The sequence below is a fragment of the Pseudomonas sp. B2M1-30 genome (assembly GCF_025447575.1).
Taxonomy (GTDB): domain Bacteria; phylum Pseudomonadota; class Gammaproteobacteria; order Pseudomonadales; family Pseudomonadaceae; genus Aquipseudomonas; species Aquipseudomonas botevensis.
Map to the genome: position 1 here is coordinate 154127 of NZ_JAOEJT010000013.1, position 15736 is coordinate 169862.

Annotated in this window: 14 protein-coding genes; 10 read left to right on the forward strand and 4 right to left on the reverse strand. The window is 61.1% G+C overall.

What is annotated here, in order from left to right:
• Positions 1 to 18 precede the first annotated feature (18 nt).
• Positions 19 to 669, reverse strand: coding sequence for a GNAT family N-acetyltransferase (locus N8H74_RS23070; RefSeq protein ID WP_217830513.1), 651 nt, complete (start codon positions 667 to 669; stop codon positions 19 to 21).
• A 171-nt stretch (positions 670 to 840) separates the two neighbouring features.
• Here N8H74_RS23070 and xthA point away from each other — a divergent pair, with 171 nt between their 5' ends.
• Together xthA and N8H74_RS23080 are read left to right on the forward strand one after the other, a co-directional pair.
• Entirely contained in the window at positions 841 to 1653 is an 813-nt protein-coding gene (xthA, locus tag N8H74_RS23075; protein WP_262150548.1) for an exodeoxyribonuclease III, read from the forward strand.
• 122 nt (positions 1654 to 1775) lie between these two features.
• Entirely contained in the window at positions 1776 to 2414 is a 639-nt protein-coding gene (locus tag N8H74_RS23080; protein ID WP_262150550.1) for an OmpA family protein, read from the forward strand.
• Positions 2415 to 2483: 69 nt separating this feature from the next.
• Here N8H74_RS23080 and N8H74_RS23085 read toward each other — a convergent pair whose 3' ends face one another.
• On the reverse strand, positions 2484 to 3713 hold the full coding sequence (locus tag N8H74_RS23085; RefSeq protein ID WP_217830516.1) for an acyl-CoA dehydrogenase: 1230 nt from the start codon (positions 3711 to 3713) through the stop codon (positions 2484 to 2486).
• Positions 3714 to 3878: 165 nt separating this feature from the next.
• Here N8H74_RS23085 and N8H74_RS23090 point away from each other — a divergent pair, with 165 nt between their 5' ends.
• The 3 genes from N8H74_RS23090 (at position 3879) to N8H74_RS23100 (ending at position 6351) form a co-directional block, all read left to right on the forward strand.
• Complete coding sequence (locus N8H74_RS23090; RefSeq protein ID WP_217830517.1) at positions 3879 to 4808, forward strand: LysR family transcriptional regulator; 930 nt, start codon at positions 3879 to 3881, stop codon at positions 4806 to 4808.
• Positions 4809 to 4987: 179 nt separating this feature from the next.
• On the forward strand, positions 4988 to 5389 hold the full coding sequence (locus N8H74_RS23095) for a MerR family DNA-binding transcriptional regulator (protein ID WP_217830518.1): 402 nt from the start codon (positions 4988 to 4990) through the stop codon (positions 5387 to 5389).
• A 62-nt stretch (positions 5390 to 5451) separates the two neighbouring features.
• Positions 5452 to 6351, forward strand: coding sequence for a hydroxymethylglutaryl-CoA lyase (locus N8H74_RS23100; RefSeq protein WP_217830519.1), 900 nt, complete (start codon positions 5452 to 5454; stop codon positions 6349 to 6351).
• A 606-nt stretch (positions 6352 to 6957) separates the two neighbouring features.
• Here the strand turns inward: N8H74_RS23100 and N8H74_RS23105 are convergent.
• Entirely contained in the window at positions 6958 to 8655 is a 1698-nt protein-coding gene (locus N8H74_RS23105) for an AMP-binding protein (protein WP_262150554.1), read from the reverse strand.
• Between the two features lie 200 nt (positions 8656 to 8855).
• Here N8H74_RS23105 and N8H74_RS23110 point away from each other — a divergent pair, with 200 nt between their 5' ends.
• From N8H74_RS23110 to N8H74_RS23125, 4 genes are read left to right on the forward strand one after another with little or no spacing between them, the layout of a single operon-like run.
• Positions 8856 to 10019, forward strand: coding sequence for an isovaleryl-CoA dehydrogenase (locus N8H74_RS23110; protein ID WP_262150556.1), 1164 nt, complete (start codon positions 8856 to 8858; stop codon positions 10017 to 10019).
• Positions 10020 to 10031: 12 nt separating this feature from the next.
• Positions 10032 to 11639 carry a carboxyl transferase domain-containing protein gene (locus N8H74_RS23115; RefSeq protein ID WP_262150558.1) on the forward strand — a complete coding sequence of 536 codons (1608 nt, stop codon included), beginning with the start codon at positions 10032 to 10034 and terminating at the stop codon, positions 11637 to 11639.
• Between the two features lie 13 nt (positions 11640 to 11652).
• Positions 11653 to 12465, forward strand: coding sequence for a gamma-carboxygeranoyl-CoA hydratase (locus N8H74_RS23120; RefSeq protein ID WP_217830523.1), 813 nt, complete (start codon positions 11653 to 11655; stop codon positions 12463 to 12465).
• Positions 12465 to 14414, forward strand: a complete 1950-nt coding sequence (locus N8H74_RS23125; RefSeq protein WP_262150561.1) for an acetyl/propionyl/methylcrotonyl-CoA carboxylase subunit alpha — start codon at positions 12465 to 12467, stop codon at positions 14412 to 14414. Before N8H74_RS23120 ends, N8H74_RS23125 begins: the two co-directional genes overlap by 1 nt.
• 39 nt (positions 14415 to 14453) lie before the next feature.
• Here the strand turns inward: N8H74_RS23125 and N8H74_RS23130 are convergent, their stop codons facing one another.
• A complete protein-coding gene (locus tag N8H74_RS23130; RefSeq protein ID WP_217830525.1) occupies positions 14454 to 15110 on the reverse strand; it encodes an XRE family transcriptional regulator in 657 nt (218 codons plus the stop codon).
• A 130-nt stretch (positions 15111 to 15240) separates the two neighbouring features.
• Here N8H74_RS23130 and N8H74_RS23135 point away from each other — a divergent pair, with 130 nt between their 5' ends.
• Complete coding sequence (locus tag N8H74_RS23135) at positions 15241 to 15579, forward strand: DUF3077 domain-containing protein (RefSeq protein WP_262150563.1); 339 nt, start codon at positions 15241 to 15243, stop codon at positions 15577 to 15579.
• The last annotated feature ends 157 nt before the right edge of the window (positions 15580 to 15736 follow it).

Consider the following 15736-nt stretch of genomic DNA (forward strand, 5'->3'; position numbering starts at 1 on the left):
GCCGGTAAAGTTCTACCTTTATGCCGTTGCCGTTTGTAACACCTGTGGATTGGCATGGAAAAACACATGCTCGCGCACCGGGCCAACCGCCACTTCACCGATCTCTTCGTAGCCCTGGCGTTTGTAGAATTCCAGGTAGCGCGGGTTGCCGCTGTCCAGCACCACGCCTTGGGAGGTTTCGTCCACGGCGCACCAGTTATGTACCGCTTGCAGCAGTTGCTCGCCAAAATGCTTGCCCTGGAACTGTGGGTGAATGCCCAGCAGCGGCAGCATGTGTACTGACTCCGAAGGAACGCAGGCCTCGACTGCCGCGTGGTACTCCAGATAACGTCGGGTGCAGCGAAAACCGGTGCTCAGCACCATGCGCAGCCGCCAGGCCCAACTCTCGGTGACGCCCAGGCGCCGTTGCGGCGGCGCGATCAGGGCGATGCCGATCAGCCGATCATTGACCAGCAGCCCGATGGCCGGCAGATCCTGCAGGAAATGCTGCTTGACCAGTTCGCGCACGGTGGCGCGCACCCGCTGCTCGTACCCCGGACGCTCGGCCTCGAACAGGTAACCGAAGGTCGGTTCATGCCGATAGGCCTGATACAGCAGGGAACGGGCTTCGCGGGAGTAGCCGCGATCGAGCATGTGGATGTCGGCAATGGCGGTCTGGCTTTCAGGCATGACGGTGATTCTCCCCGGGGCGCGCTCGGAGGGCGGCGCTCTTGTTGGTACGAACCTTTGGGTGACTGCACAGTTCCCCACAGGTATAGCCCAAGGCTTGATCTTCATCGACTGGACTGGCCCGGATCCTACATGTCAGCTAGCATCGCCCTTTTGCCAGGACTGCCGACCATGAAGATCGTTTCCTTCAACATCAACGGACTGCGCGCCCGTCCGCATCAGTTGGCGGCGCTGATCGAGAAGCATCAGCCGGATGTCATCGGCCTGCAGGAAACCAAGGTCCACGACGACCAGTTCCCGCTCGAAGAGGTCCGGGCGCTGGGTTATCACGTGTATTTCCACGGGCAGAAAGGCCATTACGGTGTCGCCCTGCTCTCGCGCCAGGAGCCGATCGCGATCCACAAAGGCTTCGCCAGCGATGAAGAAGACGCCCAGCGGCGCTTCATCTGGGGCACGTTCGCCGACGCCAACGGCGTGCCGGTGACCATCATGAACGGCTATTTCCCCCAGGGCGAAAGCCGCGACCACCCGACCAAGTTCCCGGCCAAGCAGCGCTTCTACAGCGACCTGCAAACCTTGCTGGAAAGTCAGTTCCACAACGAACAGCCACTGGTGGTGATGGGTGACGTCAACATTTCCCCGGAAGACTGCGACATCGGCATCGGCCCGGACAACATGAAGCGCTGGCTGAAAACCGGCAAATGCAGCTTCCTGCCGGAAGAGCGCGAGTGGATGGCGCGCCTGAAAAACTGGGGCCTGACCGACAGTTATCGCCACCTGAACCCGGACGTGACCGACATGTTCAGCTGGTTCGACTACCGCAGCCGTGGTTTCGAGGATGAGCCCAAGCGCGGGCTGCGGATCGATGTGATCCTCGCGTCCCATGGCTTGCTGCCACGGGTGAAGGCCGCCGGTGTCGACTATGAACTGCGCGGCATGGAAAAACCGTCGGATCATGCGCCGATCTGGCTGGAACTGAGCTGATTACGACATCACCTCAACCCTGAGTGTGGGAGCACCGCTCCCACATCGACGCTCTGTAACTTCTCCGTCATGCATCTGACTTAATCTCCCCGGCAATCCCCTTGGCTGCAATCGGTGCCGGCATGATCCTGCGTGTTCTGTTCTCCTTTCTGCTGGGCGCGTGGCTGCCATTGATCGCCGCCGCCGGCGACTTGCCGATCGCCGACCGCGGACCGGTGCTGCGCATTCAGGGTTCCAATACCATCGGCGCGGATCTCGGTCCGGCGCTGGTCGAAGGCCTTTTTCAAGAACAAGGCCTGTTGAAAATCCATCGGGAAAACCCCGACACCGCTAACGAACAACGGGTCGTCGGCCAGACCGTGCAGGCGATTGCGGTGACGCCGAATGCGCTGATGCCCGAGGGTTATCAATCCCTCAGCCGCCATGCACAACGTCTGACCGTCAACTTCCGTTTCGAGGAAGGCAGCGCCAGCCTCGATAACAAGGCACGCCAGGATCTGGCCCGGGTATTCGACTATATAAAGCGCCACGACAAGACTGACCGCGCCGTGACACTGGTGGGTTTCGGCGACGCCAAGGATGACCCGGCGCGGGCCGACCTGTTGTCAAAACTGCGGGCGATGGCGGTGCGTCGGGAGTTGGTGAAAAACGGCGTGGTGCTACGCGAAGTGCGCGGGTTTGGCGCATTGATGCCGGTCGCCGCCAACAATGGCGACGAAGGCCGGATCAAGAATCGGCGGGTTGAGGTCTGGGTTTACTGACGCATTCGCGGACAACCCGCCCCCACGCAACGTAGGAGCGGGCTCGCTAGCAAAGCAGGCGACGCGGTCTTAATGACCGCTGCGCAACATCTCCTTCGGCACGTACTTGCCGATCTCGAACTTGCCGATCGCCGCGCGGTGGACTTCGTCCGGACCGTCGGCCAGGCGCAGGGTGCGTTGCATGGCGTACATGTAGGCCAGCGGGAAATCGTTCGAGACCCCGGCCCCGCCGTGGATCTGGATCGCCCGGTCGATCACCCGCAGGGCGACGTTCGGCGCGACAACCTTGATCTGCGCGATCTCGCTTTTCGCCACTTTGTTGCCCACGGTGTCCATCATGTACGCCGCTTTCAGGGTCAGCAGACGCGCCATGTCGATTTCCATCCGCGAGTCGGCGATCTTGTCGACGTTACCGCCCAGGCGCGCCAATGGCTTGCCGAACGCGGTGCGGCTCACCGAGCGTTTGCACATCAGTTCCAGTGCCCGTTCGGCCATGCCGATCGAACGCATGCAGTGGTGAATCCGGCCAGGGCCGAGACGCCCCTGGGCGATTTCAAACCCGCGTCCTTCACCGAGCAGGACGTTTTCGTATGGCACCCGCACGTTATCGAACAGCACCTCGGCGTGACCGTGAGGCGCGTCGTCGTAACCGAATACCGGCAGCGGACGGAGGATTTTCACGCCAGGGGTATCAACCGGCACGAGGATCATCGAGTGCTGGGCGTGACGCGGTGCGTCCGGGTTGCTCAGGCCCATGAAGATCAGGATCTTGCAGCGTGGATCGCAGGCGCCGGAAGTCCACCACTTCTTGCCGTTGATCACCCACTCGTCGCCATCACGCACAGCGCGGGCGGCCATGTTGGTGGCGTCGGAAGAGGCGACGTCGGGTTCGGTCATGGCGAATGCCGAGCGGATCTCGCCGCGCAGCAACGGTTCGAGCCAGCGCTGTTTCTGTTCTTCGTTGGCGTAGCGCACCAGCACTTCCATGTTGCCGGTGTCGGGTGCCGAGCAGTTGAACGGCTCCGGCCCCAACAGCGAACGGCCCATGATTTCCGCCAGCGGCGCATATTCGAGGTTGGTCAGGCCGGCGCCGAGTTCCGACTCCGGCAGGAACAGGTTCCACAACCCTTCGGCCTTGGCCTTGAGTTTGAGCTCTTCCATGATCGCGGTCGGTTGCCAGCGGTCGCCTTCGGCCACCTGGCGTTCGAACACGGCCTCGGCGGGATACACGTAGGTGTCCATGAACGCGGTCACGCGCTCACGCAGTTCTTGAACCTTGGGCGAATAAGCGAAATCCATGAGCATCACCTTCTGTTTTAGAGGTTGTTTAGGTCATGCAATCGATGCTAGAACAGCGTTGATAATTTACCTAGCCTATTCTCGGCGTGTATTAACATTCATCACCGATATATGATCAGTTGATTTTCCGGGCCACCCCCGTCCCTATAAGAAGAGAGCCGCGTAATGAATCTGAGCAAGGTCGACCTTAACCTTTTCATCGTCTTCGACGCGATCTACACCGAAGCCAACCTGACTCGCGCCGGGCAGATTGTCGGCATTACTCAACCGGCCGTATCCAACGCCCTGGCGCGCCTGCGCGAAACCTTCAACGACCCGCTCTTTGTGCGCACCGCCCAGGGCATGGTGCCGACGCCCATGGCGCAGAACATCATCGGCCCGGTGCGCAACGCCCTGTCGCTGCTGCGCGTGTCGGTGCAGGAAAGCCGGATTTTCAACCCGTCGCAAGCGGTCAAGACCTATCGCATCAGCATGACCGACCTGACCGAGGCGGTGATCCTGCCGCCGCTGTTCCAGCGTCTGCGGCGTCTGGCGCCGACAGTGATCATCGAGAGTTTCCTGTCCAAGCGCCGGGAAACCACCAAGGAGCTGGCCGCCGGGCGTCTCGACTTTGCCGTGGATGCACCGCTCAACACCGATCCGCAAGTGCGCCACGTCAAGCTGATGGAAGACCGCTATGTCTGTGCGATGCGCAAGGGTCATCCGCTGGCGGGCAAGGAAAAACTCACCCTCGACGACTATCTGTCACTCACCCATATCCACATTTCCAGCCGTCGCAATGGCCTGGGCCATGTCGATCTGGCGTTGGGCAAAATGGGTATCCAGCGCAAGATCGCCCTGCGCTCCCAGCACTACCTGATGGCCTCCCAGGTGTTGCAGCAGACCGACATGGTCATGACCGTACCGGAGCGTTTCGCCCGTCGCCACGAACTGCATGCGTTCAACCTGCCGGTGAACGATGTGCCGCCGGTCGAGACGCATCTTTACTGGCACGAAAGCACTGACCAGGACCCGGCCAACCGCTGGATGCGCGAGCAGATGATCGAGTTGTGCCAGCAGGTCACGGCGCATGAGAAGAAGCTCGACAAGGTGTAGGACTTTGCGCCGCGTTATCGTTGTTCGTGAGCAAGCCCACTCCCACAACAGCAACTGCGCTCGCTGTGGGAGCGGGCTCGCCCGCGAAGAGCCCGTGAATTCGATGAAAAACCCCACCCCTTGACGTAAACGTCAACCTGCCATTAGCTTAGCGCCATGACCCTTTTCCGAGCGCTTCCATGAGCAGCCAGACCTACAGCATTTCCGACCTCGCCCGCGAGCTCGACATCACCACCCGGGCGATCCGCTTTTATGAAGAACAAGGCTTGCTCAGTCCCGAGCGCCGGGGCCAGGAGCGCATCTATTCGCCGCGCGACAAGGTCAGCCTGAAGCTGATTCTGCGGGGCAAGCGCATCGGTTTTTCCTTGGCCGAGTGCCGCGAGCTGATCGAACTCTATGACCCCTCCAGCGGTAACACCAAACAACTCAACAGCATGCTGGCGAAAATCGCCGAGCGTCGGGCGCAGCTCGAGCAGCAACTGCTGGACATCGAACAGATGAAACTGGAACTCGACACCGCCGAGGAGCGCTGCGTGCAGGCGCTGGAGCAAACGCTCAAGAGTCAGCAGGCGGTTCAGTAAACCTCCCGAATGCCCCGGTGGAACGCTTCCCGGACGTCTAACAATTACAGCAGGTCAACGCCATGTCCCTCCCCTCCCAAGTACGCCTGATCGAAGTCGGCCCACGTGACGGCCTGCAAAACGAAGCCCAACCCATCAGCGTCGCCGACAAGGTGCAACTGGTCGACGCGCTGAGCGCCGCCGGTCTGGGCTATATAGAAGTCGGCAGTTTCGTTTCGCCCAAGTGGGTGCCACAGATGGCCGGTTCCGCCGAAGTGTTTGCGCAGATCCAGCGCAAGCCCGGAGTGACCTATGGCGCACTGGCGCCCAACCTGCGCGGTTTCGAAGATGCGCTGGCAGCCGGGGTCAAGGAAGTCGCGGTGTTCGCCGCCGCCTCCGAAGCCTTCTCGCAGCGCAACATCAACTGTTCGATCAGCGAAAGCCTCGCGCGTTTCGCACCGATCATGGACGCCGCGAAACAACACGGCGTTACCGTGCGCGGTTATGTGTCCTGTGTGCTCGGCTGCCCTTATGAAGGCACGGTGGCGCCGGAACAGGTGGCCATGGTCGCCCGCGAGCTGTACGCGATGGGCTGCTACGAAGTCTCCCTCGGCGACACCATCGGCACCGGCACCGCAGGCGCGACCCGGCGGCTGTTCGAAGTGGTTTCGGCGCACGTGCCACGGGAAAAACTTGCCGGGCATTTCCACGACACCTACGGCCAGGCCATGGCCAACATCTATGCCGGCCTGCTGGAAGGCATCGCGGTGTTCGACAGCTCTATCGCGGGCCTCGGCGGCTGCCCATACGCCAAAGGCGCCAGCGGTAACGTCGCGACCGAAGACGTGGTTTACCTGCTCAACGGCCTCGGCATCGAGACCGGGATCGACCTGGACGCCTTGATTGCTGCGGGCCAGCAGATCAGCGCGGTGCTTGGTCGCCCGAGCGGTTCGCGCGTGGCGAAGGCGCGTAGCGCACAGTGAGGGGGAACGGTGTTACCGCGGCGAGCGAAACGTGGGCAAAAGCGAGTAACACGGAAACAAATTGTCTGGCTTTAGCCGACAGCCAAATCCTACAAATTTTTAAGTTATTGATTTATAAGGAAATTTAAAAGTTGGCACGGCTTCTGCTATCCCTATGGTATAACAAGAATAAAAAGCAGCAAACCAATAAAAATAAGACGAAACGACTCTGACATAACAAGAACAACACGGCAGAGACGCAGCTAACAGATTTTTTTGGAGAAGGTGTGCTTTTCAGGGTGCTCCCAGGAGTGACCCGCAACCGGGCAGAGAACAATAAAACTACCTTCAGGTAGCTCCCGAATCGGTTGGATCGCTTGGCGAGAAAGCAGATCAGCGCTCAAAAAAATACGTTTGCTCTTGATCCCGGATGGGGATCGCCAAAAACAGCGGTAAAGGGCCACGGTTGCCAAAAACAACAACAGACCGACCCTCAATAATAAAAAAAGAGCACGCGACGACAAAATTAAAGGGGAGCTTCGGCTCCCCTTTGTGCTTTCTGCGATTTGTGTTTCGCACCCGATCCATTTGGGGAGCGAGCCCGCCCCCACAAATTCGCTCCCACCGTTACCGGTCGTTTATCTTCAGCTCTTCGATGCTGATTTCGCGCATGCGGAATTTCTGGATCTTGCCGGTCACGGTCATCGGAAACTCTTCAACGAACCGGAAGTAACGCGGCGTCTTGAAGTGCGCGATGCGCTCCTTGCACCACGCCTGCAACTCCTGCTCCGTCGCGCTGTGGCCGGGATGGAACTTGATCCAGGCGACGATCTCCTCGCCGTATCGCGAGCACGGAATACCGATCACCTGCACGTCCGCCACCGCCGGGTGAGTAAAGAAAAACTCTTCCAGTTCGCGCGGATAAATGTTCTCGCCGCCCCGGATGATCATGTCCTTGTTACGCCCGGCAATGCACACATAGCCTTCGTCATTCATGCTCGCCAGATCACCGGTGTGCATCCAGCCGGCCTGGTCAATGGCTTCGGCGGTGCTCTGCGGATTGTTCCAGTAACCGAGCATCACGCTGTAACCACGGGTACAGAGTTCACCGATGGTGCCACGCGGCACCAGATTGCCAGCCTCGTCGATGATCTTGTTTTCCAGTTGTGGCTGGGTACGGCCGACGGTGGTCACGCGTAATTCCAGTTCATCCGAAGGCCCGGTCTGCAGGGACACCGGGCTGGTCTCGGTCATGCCGTAGGCGATCTGCACTTCGCTCATGTGCATCTCGTTGATGACCCGGCGCATCACTTCTATCGGGCAGGTGGCGCCGGCCATGATCCCGGTACGCAGGGTCGACAGATCGAATTCGGCGCGCTGCGGCTGATCGAGCATGGCGATGAACATGGTCGGCACGCCGTACAGCGCCGTGGCTTTCTCTTCGGCGACGGTGCTCAGGGTCAGCAGCGGATCGAAGGCATCGTTGGGATAAATCATCGTGCTGGCGTGGGTGATACAGCCAAGGTTGCCCATGACCATGCCGAAGCAGTGATACAGCGGCACCGGGATCACCAGGCGATCGGCGGCCGTCAGCCCGAGGCTTTCACCGACCATGTAACCGTTGTTGAGAATGTTGTAGTGACTGAGGGTCGCGCCCTTGGGAAAACCGGTGGTGCCGGAGGTGTATTGAATGTTCACGGGCTGATCGAAATGCAGGCTGTCGCCACGTTCGCGTAACTGCTGCGGGGAAATGGCGGCCGCCAGATCCGTCAGTTGCGCCCACGGGAGAAAGCCGGATGGCGGCTGCGCGTCGAGGCTGATCACGCCGCGCAGTTGCGGCAGACGCTCGCTGCACAATTGACCGATGGCGTGCTCGGCCAGCTCCGGCGCCAGACCCTGCAACATGCCGTGGTAATCGGAGGTCTTGAATGCACCGGCGCACACCAGCCATTGGCAACCAGACTGCTTGAGCACATATTCCAGCTCTGAACTGCGGTAGGCCGGATTGATGTTGACCAGAATCACCCCGATCTTCGCGGTAGCAATCTGGGTGATACACCACTGCGCGCAGTTCGGCGCCCAGATGCCGAGGCGGTCACCCGTCTGCAACCCCAGCGCCAGCAAGGCTCTGGCATGCACGTCCACCGCGTCGGCCAGTTGCTGCCAGCTATAGCGCAACTGCTGGTGGCGCACCACCAGCGCCTCGCCGTCCGGGTACTGCGCGACGGTGTCGTCGAACTTCTGACCGATGGTCATGGCCAGCAAGGCTTTGTCCTGGGAACCGCGGGTGTAGCTGCGCTGCGGGTTTGCACTGGGTTGATCCATGACGACCCCTATTGTCTTTATTAGTGGGTGTTGGACCGGAGCAATGACAGCTCCGACCTTCAGAACTGGCTCTACTCTCGCTCAAGTTGACGTTAACGTAAAGGGTGATTGACAGCCATTCGTCACAGGCTTACGTTAACGTAAAGGTGAGAGCCAAATCCCCGCCCTCCCCACCCTACAAAAAAGCCAAAAGGTGTCCCATGAGCTACCCATCCCTGAACTTTGCCCTCGGTGAAACCATCGACATGCTGCGCGATCAGGTTCAGGCCTTTGTCGCCGACCAGATCGCCCCGCGCGCTGAACAGATCGACCGCGACAACCTGTTCCCCGCCGATCTGTGGCGCAAATTCGGTGACATGGGCCTGCTCGGGATCACCGTTCCGGAAGAGTACGGTGGCGCCGGTCTGGGTTACCTGGCACACGTGGTCGCGATGGAAGAAATCAGCCGAGGTTCAGCCTCGGTGGCGTTGTCCTACGGCGCCCACTCCAACCTCTGCGTCAACCAGATCAACCGTAACGGCAACCACGAACAGAAATCCAAGTACCTGCCAAAACTGATCAGTGGCGAGCATGTCGGCGCCCTGGCGATGAGCGAGCCGAACGCCGGTTCCGACGTGGTGTCGATGAAACTGCGCGCGGAAAAACGCGGCGACCGCTACGTACTCAACGGCAGCAAGACCTGGATCACCAACGGCCCGGACGCCAACACCTACGTGATCTACGCCAAGACCGACCTGGAAAAAGGCCCGCACGGCATCACCGCCTTCATCGTCGAACGTGACTGGAAAGGCTTCAGCCGCAGCAACAAATTCGACAAGCTCGGCATGCGCGGCTCCAATACCTGCGAGCTGTTTTTCGATGACGTCGAAGTGCCGGAAGAAAACATTCTCGGCGTGCTCAATGGTGGCGTGAAAGTCCTGATGAGCGGCCTCGACTACGAACGCGTCGTGCTGTCCGGCGGCCCGACCGGGATCATGCAGGCGTGCATGGACGTGATCGTGCCGTACATCCACGACCGCAAGCAGTTCGGCCAGAGCATCGGTGAGTTCCAGCTGATCCAGGGCAAGGTCGCCGACATGTACACCCAGCTCAACGCCAGCCGCGCCTACCTGTACGCGGTGGCCCAGGCTTGCGAGCGCAACGAAACCACACGCAAGGACGCCGCCGGGGTGATCCTCTACACCGCCGAACGCGCCACGCAAATGGCCCTGGATGCGATCCAGATCCTGGGTGGCAACGGCTACATCAACGAATTCCCCACCGGTCGCCTGCTGCGTGACGCCAAGCTGTACGAAATCGGTGCCGGCACCAGTGAGATCCGTCGCATGCTGATCGGTCGCGAACTGTTCAACGAAACCCGCTAAACGGAGCTGTCCATGGCTATCCTGCATACCCAGCTCAACCCGCGATCAGCGGAGTTCGCCGCCAACAGCGCCGCGATGCTCAAACAGGTCGACGCCCTGCACACCCTGCTCGCCCAAGTGGCTCAGGGTGGTGGCGCGAAAGCCCAGGAACGGCACACCTCGCGGGGCAAACTGCTGCCGCGCGAGCGCATCAACCGCTTGCTCGACCCGGGCTCGCCGTTCCTCGAAATCAGCCAGTTGGCGGCCCACGCGGTGTATGGCGAGGACGTCCCGGCGGCTGGCGTGATTGCCGGGATCGGTCGCGTGGAAGGCGTCGAGTGCATGATCGTCGCCAACGATGCGACGGTGAAAGGTGGCTCGTACTATCCGCTGACCGTGAAAAAACACCTGCGTGCCCAGACCATCGCCCAGCAGAACCGCCTGCCGTGCATTTATCTGGTGGATTCGGGCGGCGCCAACCTGCCGCGCCAGGATGAGGTGTTCCCGGATCGCGAGCACTTCGGGCGGATCTTCTTCAACCAGGCCAACATGAGCGCCATGGGCATTCCGCAGATCGCCGTGGTCATGGGTTCCTGCACCGCTGGCGGCGCATACGTGCCGGCGATGGCGGACGAAGCGATCATGGTCCGGCAGCAGGCGACGATTTTCCTCGCCGGCCCGCCGCTGGTGAAAGCCGCAACCGGTGAAGTGGTCAGCGCCGAAGACCTCGGCGGGGCCGATGTGCATTGCAAGATTTCCGGGGTCGCCGACCACTACGCCGAGAGCGACGAACACGCCCTCGCGCTGGCCCGACGCAGCGTCGCCAACCTCAACTGGCGCAAGCTGGGCGACGTGCAGCAACGCACGCCGATCGCGCCGCTGTACAACAGCGACGAGTTGTACGGCGTGGTTTCCGCCGACGCCAAGCAGCCGTTCGACGTGCGAGAAGTGATCGCGCGACTGGTCGATGGCTCGGTGTTCGATGAGTTCAAGGCGCTGTTCGGCACCACGCTGGTGTGCGGTTTCGCCCACTTGCACGGCTACCCGATCGCGATCCTCGCCAACAACGGCATCCTGTTCGCCGAAGCCGCGCAAAAAGGCGCGCACTTCATCGAACTGGCCTGCCAGCGCGGCATTCCGCTGCTGTTCCTGCAGAACATCACCGGTTTCATGGTCGGCCAGAAATACGAGGCCGGCGGCATCGCCAAACATGGCGCGAAACTGGTGACCGCCGTGGCCTGCGCCAAGGTGCCGAAATTCACCGTGATCATCGGCGGCAGCTTCGGCGCCGGTAACTACGGCATGTGCGGACGGGCCTACGATCCGCGCTTCCTGTGGATGTGGCCGAACGCACGGATCGGCGTGATGGGTGCCGAGCAGGCGGCTGGCGTGCTGGTCCAGGTCAAGCGCGAGCAGGCCGAACGCAGTGGCCACCCGTTCAGCGCCGAGCAGGAAGCCGAGATCAAGCAACCGATTCTCGACCAGTACGAAGAGCAGGGTCACCCCTACTACTCCAGCGCACGGCTGTGGGACGACGGCGTCATCGATCCGGCGCAGACCCGCGATGTGCTGGCCCTGGCCCTGTCCGCGTCGCTGAACGCGCCTGTCGAACCGAGCCGCTTCGGCGTGTTCCGGATGTGATCGGGAGAATCTCATGAGCGACTTCAACACCCTCGAACTGCAGAGCGACCCACGGGGTTTCGCCACCCTTTGGCTCAGCCGCGAAGAAAAGAACAACGCATTCAACGCCGAGATGATCCGCGAACTGATCCTCGCCCTCGATAAAGTTGCCAGCGACGCCAGCCTCCGTTTTCTGCTGGTGCGCGGGCGCGGCAAGCACTTCAGTGCCGGCGCGGACCTGGCGTGGATGCAGCAATCGGCCGAGCTCGATTACCACACCAACCTCGACGACGCCCGGGAACTGGCGGAGCTGATGTACAACCTCGCCAAACTGAAAATCCCGACCCTGGCCGTGGTGCAAGGCGCGGCGTTTGGTGGCGCACTGGGTTTGATCAGTTGCTGCGACATGGCGATTGGTGCCGATGACGCGCAGTTCTGCCTGTCCGAAGTGCGCATCGGTCTGGCACCGGCGGTGATCAGTCCGTTCGTGGTGCAAGCCATCGGCGAACGCGCCGCCCGCCGTTACGCCCTGACCGCCGAGCGTTTCGGCGGACAACGGGCGCAGGACATCGGTCTGCTGTCCGAGAGCTATCCGGCCATCGAACTGGAACAGAAAGTCGAACAGTGGATCGACAACCTGCTGCTCAACAGCCCCGCCGCCATGCGGGCCAGCAAGGATTTGCTGCGTGAAGTCGGCAACGGCGCGCTGACCCCGGCGCTGCGCCGCTACACCGAAAACGCCATCGCACGGATCCGCGTCAGTCCCGAAGGTCAGGAAGGTCTGCGCGCCTTTCTGCAAAAACGCCCGCCGAACTGGCAAGCCACAACCACCAAGGAGTCGCGTTGATGAGCGCACCTGTTCTCACCACCCTGCTGGTGGCCAACCGTGGCGAAATCGCCTGCCGGGTCATGCGCACCGCCAAGGCCCAGGGCCTGACCACCGTCGCCGTCCACAGCGCCACCGACCGCGAGGCGCGACACAGCCGTGAAGCGGACATTCGCGTCGATCTGGGCGGCAGCAAAGCCGCCGAAAGCTACCTGCAAATCGATAAATTGATCGCGGCCGCCAAGGCCAGTGGTGCCCAAGCGATCCATCCGGGTTATGGCTTCCTCTCGGAAAACGCCGGGTTCGCCCGCGCCATTGAAGCCGCCGGCCTGATTTTCCTTGGCCCGCCCGCCTCCGCCATCGATGCCATGGGCAGCAAATCCGCCGCCAAGGCCCTGATGGAAACCGCTGGCGTGCCGCTGGTGCCGGGCTATCACGGCGAAGCGCAGGACCTGGACACCTTCCGCGAAGCCTGCGAACGCATCGGTTATCCGGTACTGCTCAAGGCGACCGCCGGGGGCGGCGGCAAAGGCATGAAAGTGGTTGAGGACGTCAGCCAACTGGCCGAAGCCCTCGCCTCGGCCCAGCGTGAAGCGCAGTCATCGTTCGGCGACTCGCGGATGCTGGTGGAGAAATACCTGATCAAGCCGCGCCATGTGGAAATCCAGGTGTTCGCCGATCAACACGGCAATTGCCTGTACCTCAACGAGCGCGACTGCTCAATCCAGCGCCGGCACCAGAAAGTCGTCGAAGAAGCCCCGGCACCGGGCCTCAGCCCCGAGTTGCGGCGAGCAATGGGTGAAGCGGCAGTGCGTTCAGCACAGGCCATCGGCTACGTCGGTGCCGGCACGGTGGAGTTCCTGCTGGATGCTCGCGGTGAGTTCTTCTTCATGGAGATGAACACCCGCCTGCAGGTCGAACATCCGGTCACCGAAGCCATCACCGGGCTGGATCTGGTAGCCTGGCAGATCCGCGTGGCGCGGGGCGAAGCGCTACCGATCAGCCAGGATCAGGTGCCGCTGAACGGGCATGCCATCGAGGTTCGGTTGTACGCGGAAGATCCGGCGAATGATTTCCTGCCAGCCACCGGACGTCTCGATCTGTACCGCGAATCCCATGAAGGACCGGGGCGTCGGGTGGACAGCGGGGTCGAGGAAGGCGACGAGATTTCGCCGTTCTATGACCCGATGCTCGGCAAGTTGATTGCCTGGGGCGCCGATCGTGAACAAGCGCGGCTGCGCCTGTTGAGCATGCTCGATGAGTTCGCGATTGGCGGATTGAAGACCAACATCAACTTTCTGCGGCGCATCATCGCTAACCCAGCATTTGCCGAGGCGCAACTGGATACCGGGTTCATTCCTCGCTATCAGGAGCAATTGCTGCCGACGGCCACGGCGCTTGGCGATGAGTTCTGGAACGCGGCGGCGCAGGCCTTTGCGCAGAGTCTGCCGGGCGCTAGCCGAGCAGATGATCCGGCTTCGCCATGGGCTTTGAACAGCGGTCTGCGTGCCGGCCTGCCGAGCGAAACCACCTTGCATTTGAGCTGCGAAGGCCAGGATCGGGCGGTCACCCTCGGCGCTGGCGGCAACGCGAAATGGACTGGCGAGCAACTGCTGATCGAGCAGGACGGCTTGCGCCGTCGGTTGCGCGCGATCCGTCGCAGCGATGCTCTGTACCTGCAATGGGACGGTGAATTGCGGCGCGTCGAAACCTACGATCCGATCAGCGCCGTCGAGGCCAGTCACAGCCATCAGGGCGGGCTGACGGCGCCAATGAACGGCAGCATCGTGCGGGTACTGGTGGAGGCCGGGCAATCGGTTGAAGCCGGGGCGCAACTGGTGGTGCTGGAAGCCATGAAGATGGAGCACAGCATCCGTGCGCCACAGGCGGGAGTGATCAAGGCGCTGTATTGCCAGGAAGGCGAAATGGTCAGCGAAGGCAGTGCCTTGGTCGAGTTGCAGGAAGCTTGAAAAGCGGATCGATCCTACAGGGAGAGAGGATCGATCCGACTAGAACCTAGCCGTCGCGAGAACCACGACGCCGATGATTCGGCACTCGTCGGTGAACAGCGCTTTGGGCCAGGTCGGATTGAGCGGCACCAGGTAACGCTGGCCGCCCTCTTCGACCAATTTGCGAAAAATCGCCTCATCGCTGTCCTGCCACTGAACGATCACCAGTTTGCCGGGCTCCGCTTCCAGCGCCGGATCCACCAGAATCAGCATGCCTTCGGCAATGCTCTGGCCGGTGGGCGCGGTCATCGAGTTACCCATCACCGTCAGCCAGAACGCCGGGCCACGGGCGTGGTAATCCGTCAGTTCGAAACGGCGCTTGTCCTTTGCGCCTGAGTACTCGGGGGCGCTTTCACGGGCCTCCACCGGAGCGTTCCAGTCACTGACCGGGTAGCGGAAGTATGGGTTGTACTTCTGCGCCAACGGCATTTCGTCGTGGGCATCGATTTGCGGTTCGCGAATCACCATCGCGACCTCAAGAAACTCCATACCCAGCGCCTTGAGCACCCGGTTCATTTCCGTGACACCGGGCTCGCGACGTTTGTTCAGCCAGTGGCCAATGCCACCCTGAGACATGCCGACGCGCTCGCCGAGTTCGACTTGAGTGACTTTGAGTTCACTCATTTTGGCCTTGACCAATTCAATCCATTTATCCATGTGCGGCACCATACGTGCCCGTTCCCGGCCAGCAAAACACATATTGTAGTATTTAAATTCTGGTCACAAATACCCAGGGTAATATCCTAGGCGAACGGATTTGAATCGCCCAAAGGAGTGCCTTTTCACCATGAACATCAGCAGCAAAGACCTGCCCGACCTGGACACCGACACCACGTTCAACTCGCCACAAGGCAACGCGGCCGCTCAGCGAGCACTGGACTACTACTTGAAACCGACTGTGTCGGAACCGAAACCCGAAGAACGTTTCTTCGGCGTCAATCGCCACCTGAGCAATGAGGAATCCCTGGTGCACGCCTCCGACCTGTTGCGCTGCGCGGCAGCCACGGCATTCAAGGCGGCGGACAGCCTCCAGGGTGTCAATCGGGACCTGGCATTTTCAGCGGTGCATATGGTGGATATGGCGCGAGCGATGGTTGATCACGCACTGGATCGCGGTGAACGCTGAGAACGCGTTCGGACGGACGGGAAAGAATTTTCCAATCGCGCAGATAAAAACATTTGACTTGCAAATGATAATGATTATTATTGCATGCAGCTGGTCGCGAGATCAGTCGATGGACCAGAGACCTTAGGTCGGTCTTCTGGACTATCTCCTCATCAGG

Bases quoted from the DNA above. Each gene is read 5' to 3' on its own strand.
- N8H74_RS23070 (WP_217830513.1), bottom strand. From the start codon at position 669: ATGCCTGAAAGCCAGACCGCCATTGCCGACATCCACATGCTCGATCGC.
- xthA (WP_262150548.1), top strand. From the start codon at position 841: ATGAAGATCGTTTCCTTCAACATCAACGGACTGCGCGCCCGTCCGCAT.
- N8H74_RS23080 (WP_262150550.1), top strand. From the start codon at position 1,776: ATGATCCTGCGTGTTCTGTTCTCCTTTCTGCTGGGCGCGTGGCTGCCA.
- N8H74_RS23085 (WP_217830516.1), bottom strand. From the start codon at position 3,713: ATGGATTTCGCTTATTCGCCCAAGGTTCAAGAACTGCGTGAGCGCGTG.
- N8H74_RS23090 (WP_217830517.1), top strand. From the start codon at position 3,879: ATGAATCTGAGCAAGGTCGACCTTAACCTTTTCATCGTCTTCGACGCG.
- N8H74_RS23095 (WP_217830518.1), top strand. From the start codon at position 4,988: ATGAGCAGCCAGACCTACAGCATTTCCGACCTCGCCCGCGAGCTCGAC.
- N8H74_RS23100 (WP_217830519.1), top strand. From the start codon at position 5,452: ATGTCCCTCCCCTCCCAAGTACGCCTGATCGAAGTCGGCCCACGTGAC.
- N8H74_RS23105 (WP_262150554.1), bottom strand. From the start codon at position 8,655: ATGGATCAACCCAGTGCAAACCCGCAGCGCAGCTACACCCGCGGTTCC.
- N8H74_RS23110 (WP_262150556.1), top strand. From the start codon at position 8,856: ATGAGCTACCCATCCCTGAACTTTGCCCTCGGTGAAACCATCGACATG.
- N8H74_RS23115 (WP_262150558.1), top strand. From the start codon at position 10,032: ATGGCTATCCTGCATACCCAGCTCAACCCGCGATCAGCGGAGTTCGCC.
- N8H74_RS23120 (WP_217830523.1), top strand. From the start codon at position 11,653: ATGAGCGACTTCAACACCCTCGAACTGCAGAGCGACCCACGGGGTTTC.
- N8H74_RS23125 (WP_262150561.1), top strand. From the start codon at position 12,465: ATGAGCGCACCTGTTCTCACCACCCTGCTGGTGGCCAACCGTGGCGAA.
- N8H74_RS23130 (WP_217830525.1), bottom strand. From the start codon at position 15,110: ATGGATAAATGGATTGAATTGGTCAAGGCCAAAATGAGTGAACTCAAA.
- N8H74_RS23135 (WP_262150563.1), top strand. From the start codon at position 15,241: ATGAACATCAGCAGCAAAGACCTGCCCGACCTGGACACCGACACCACG.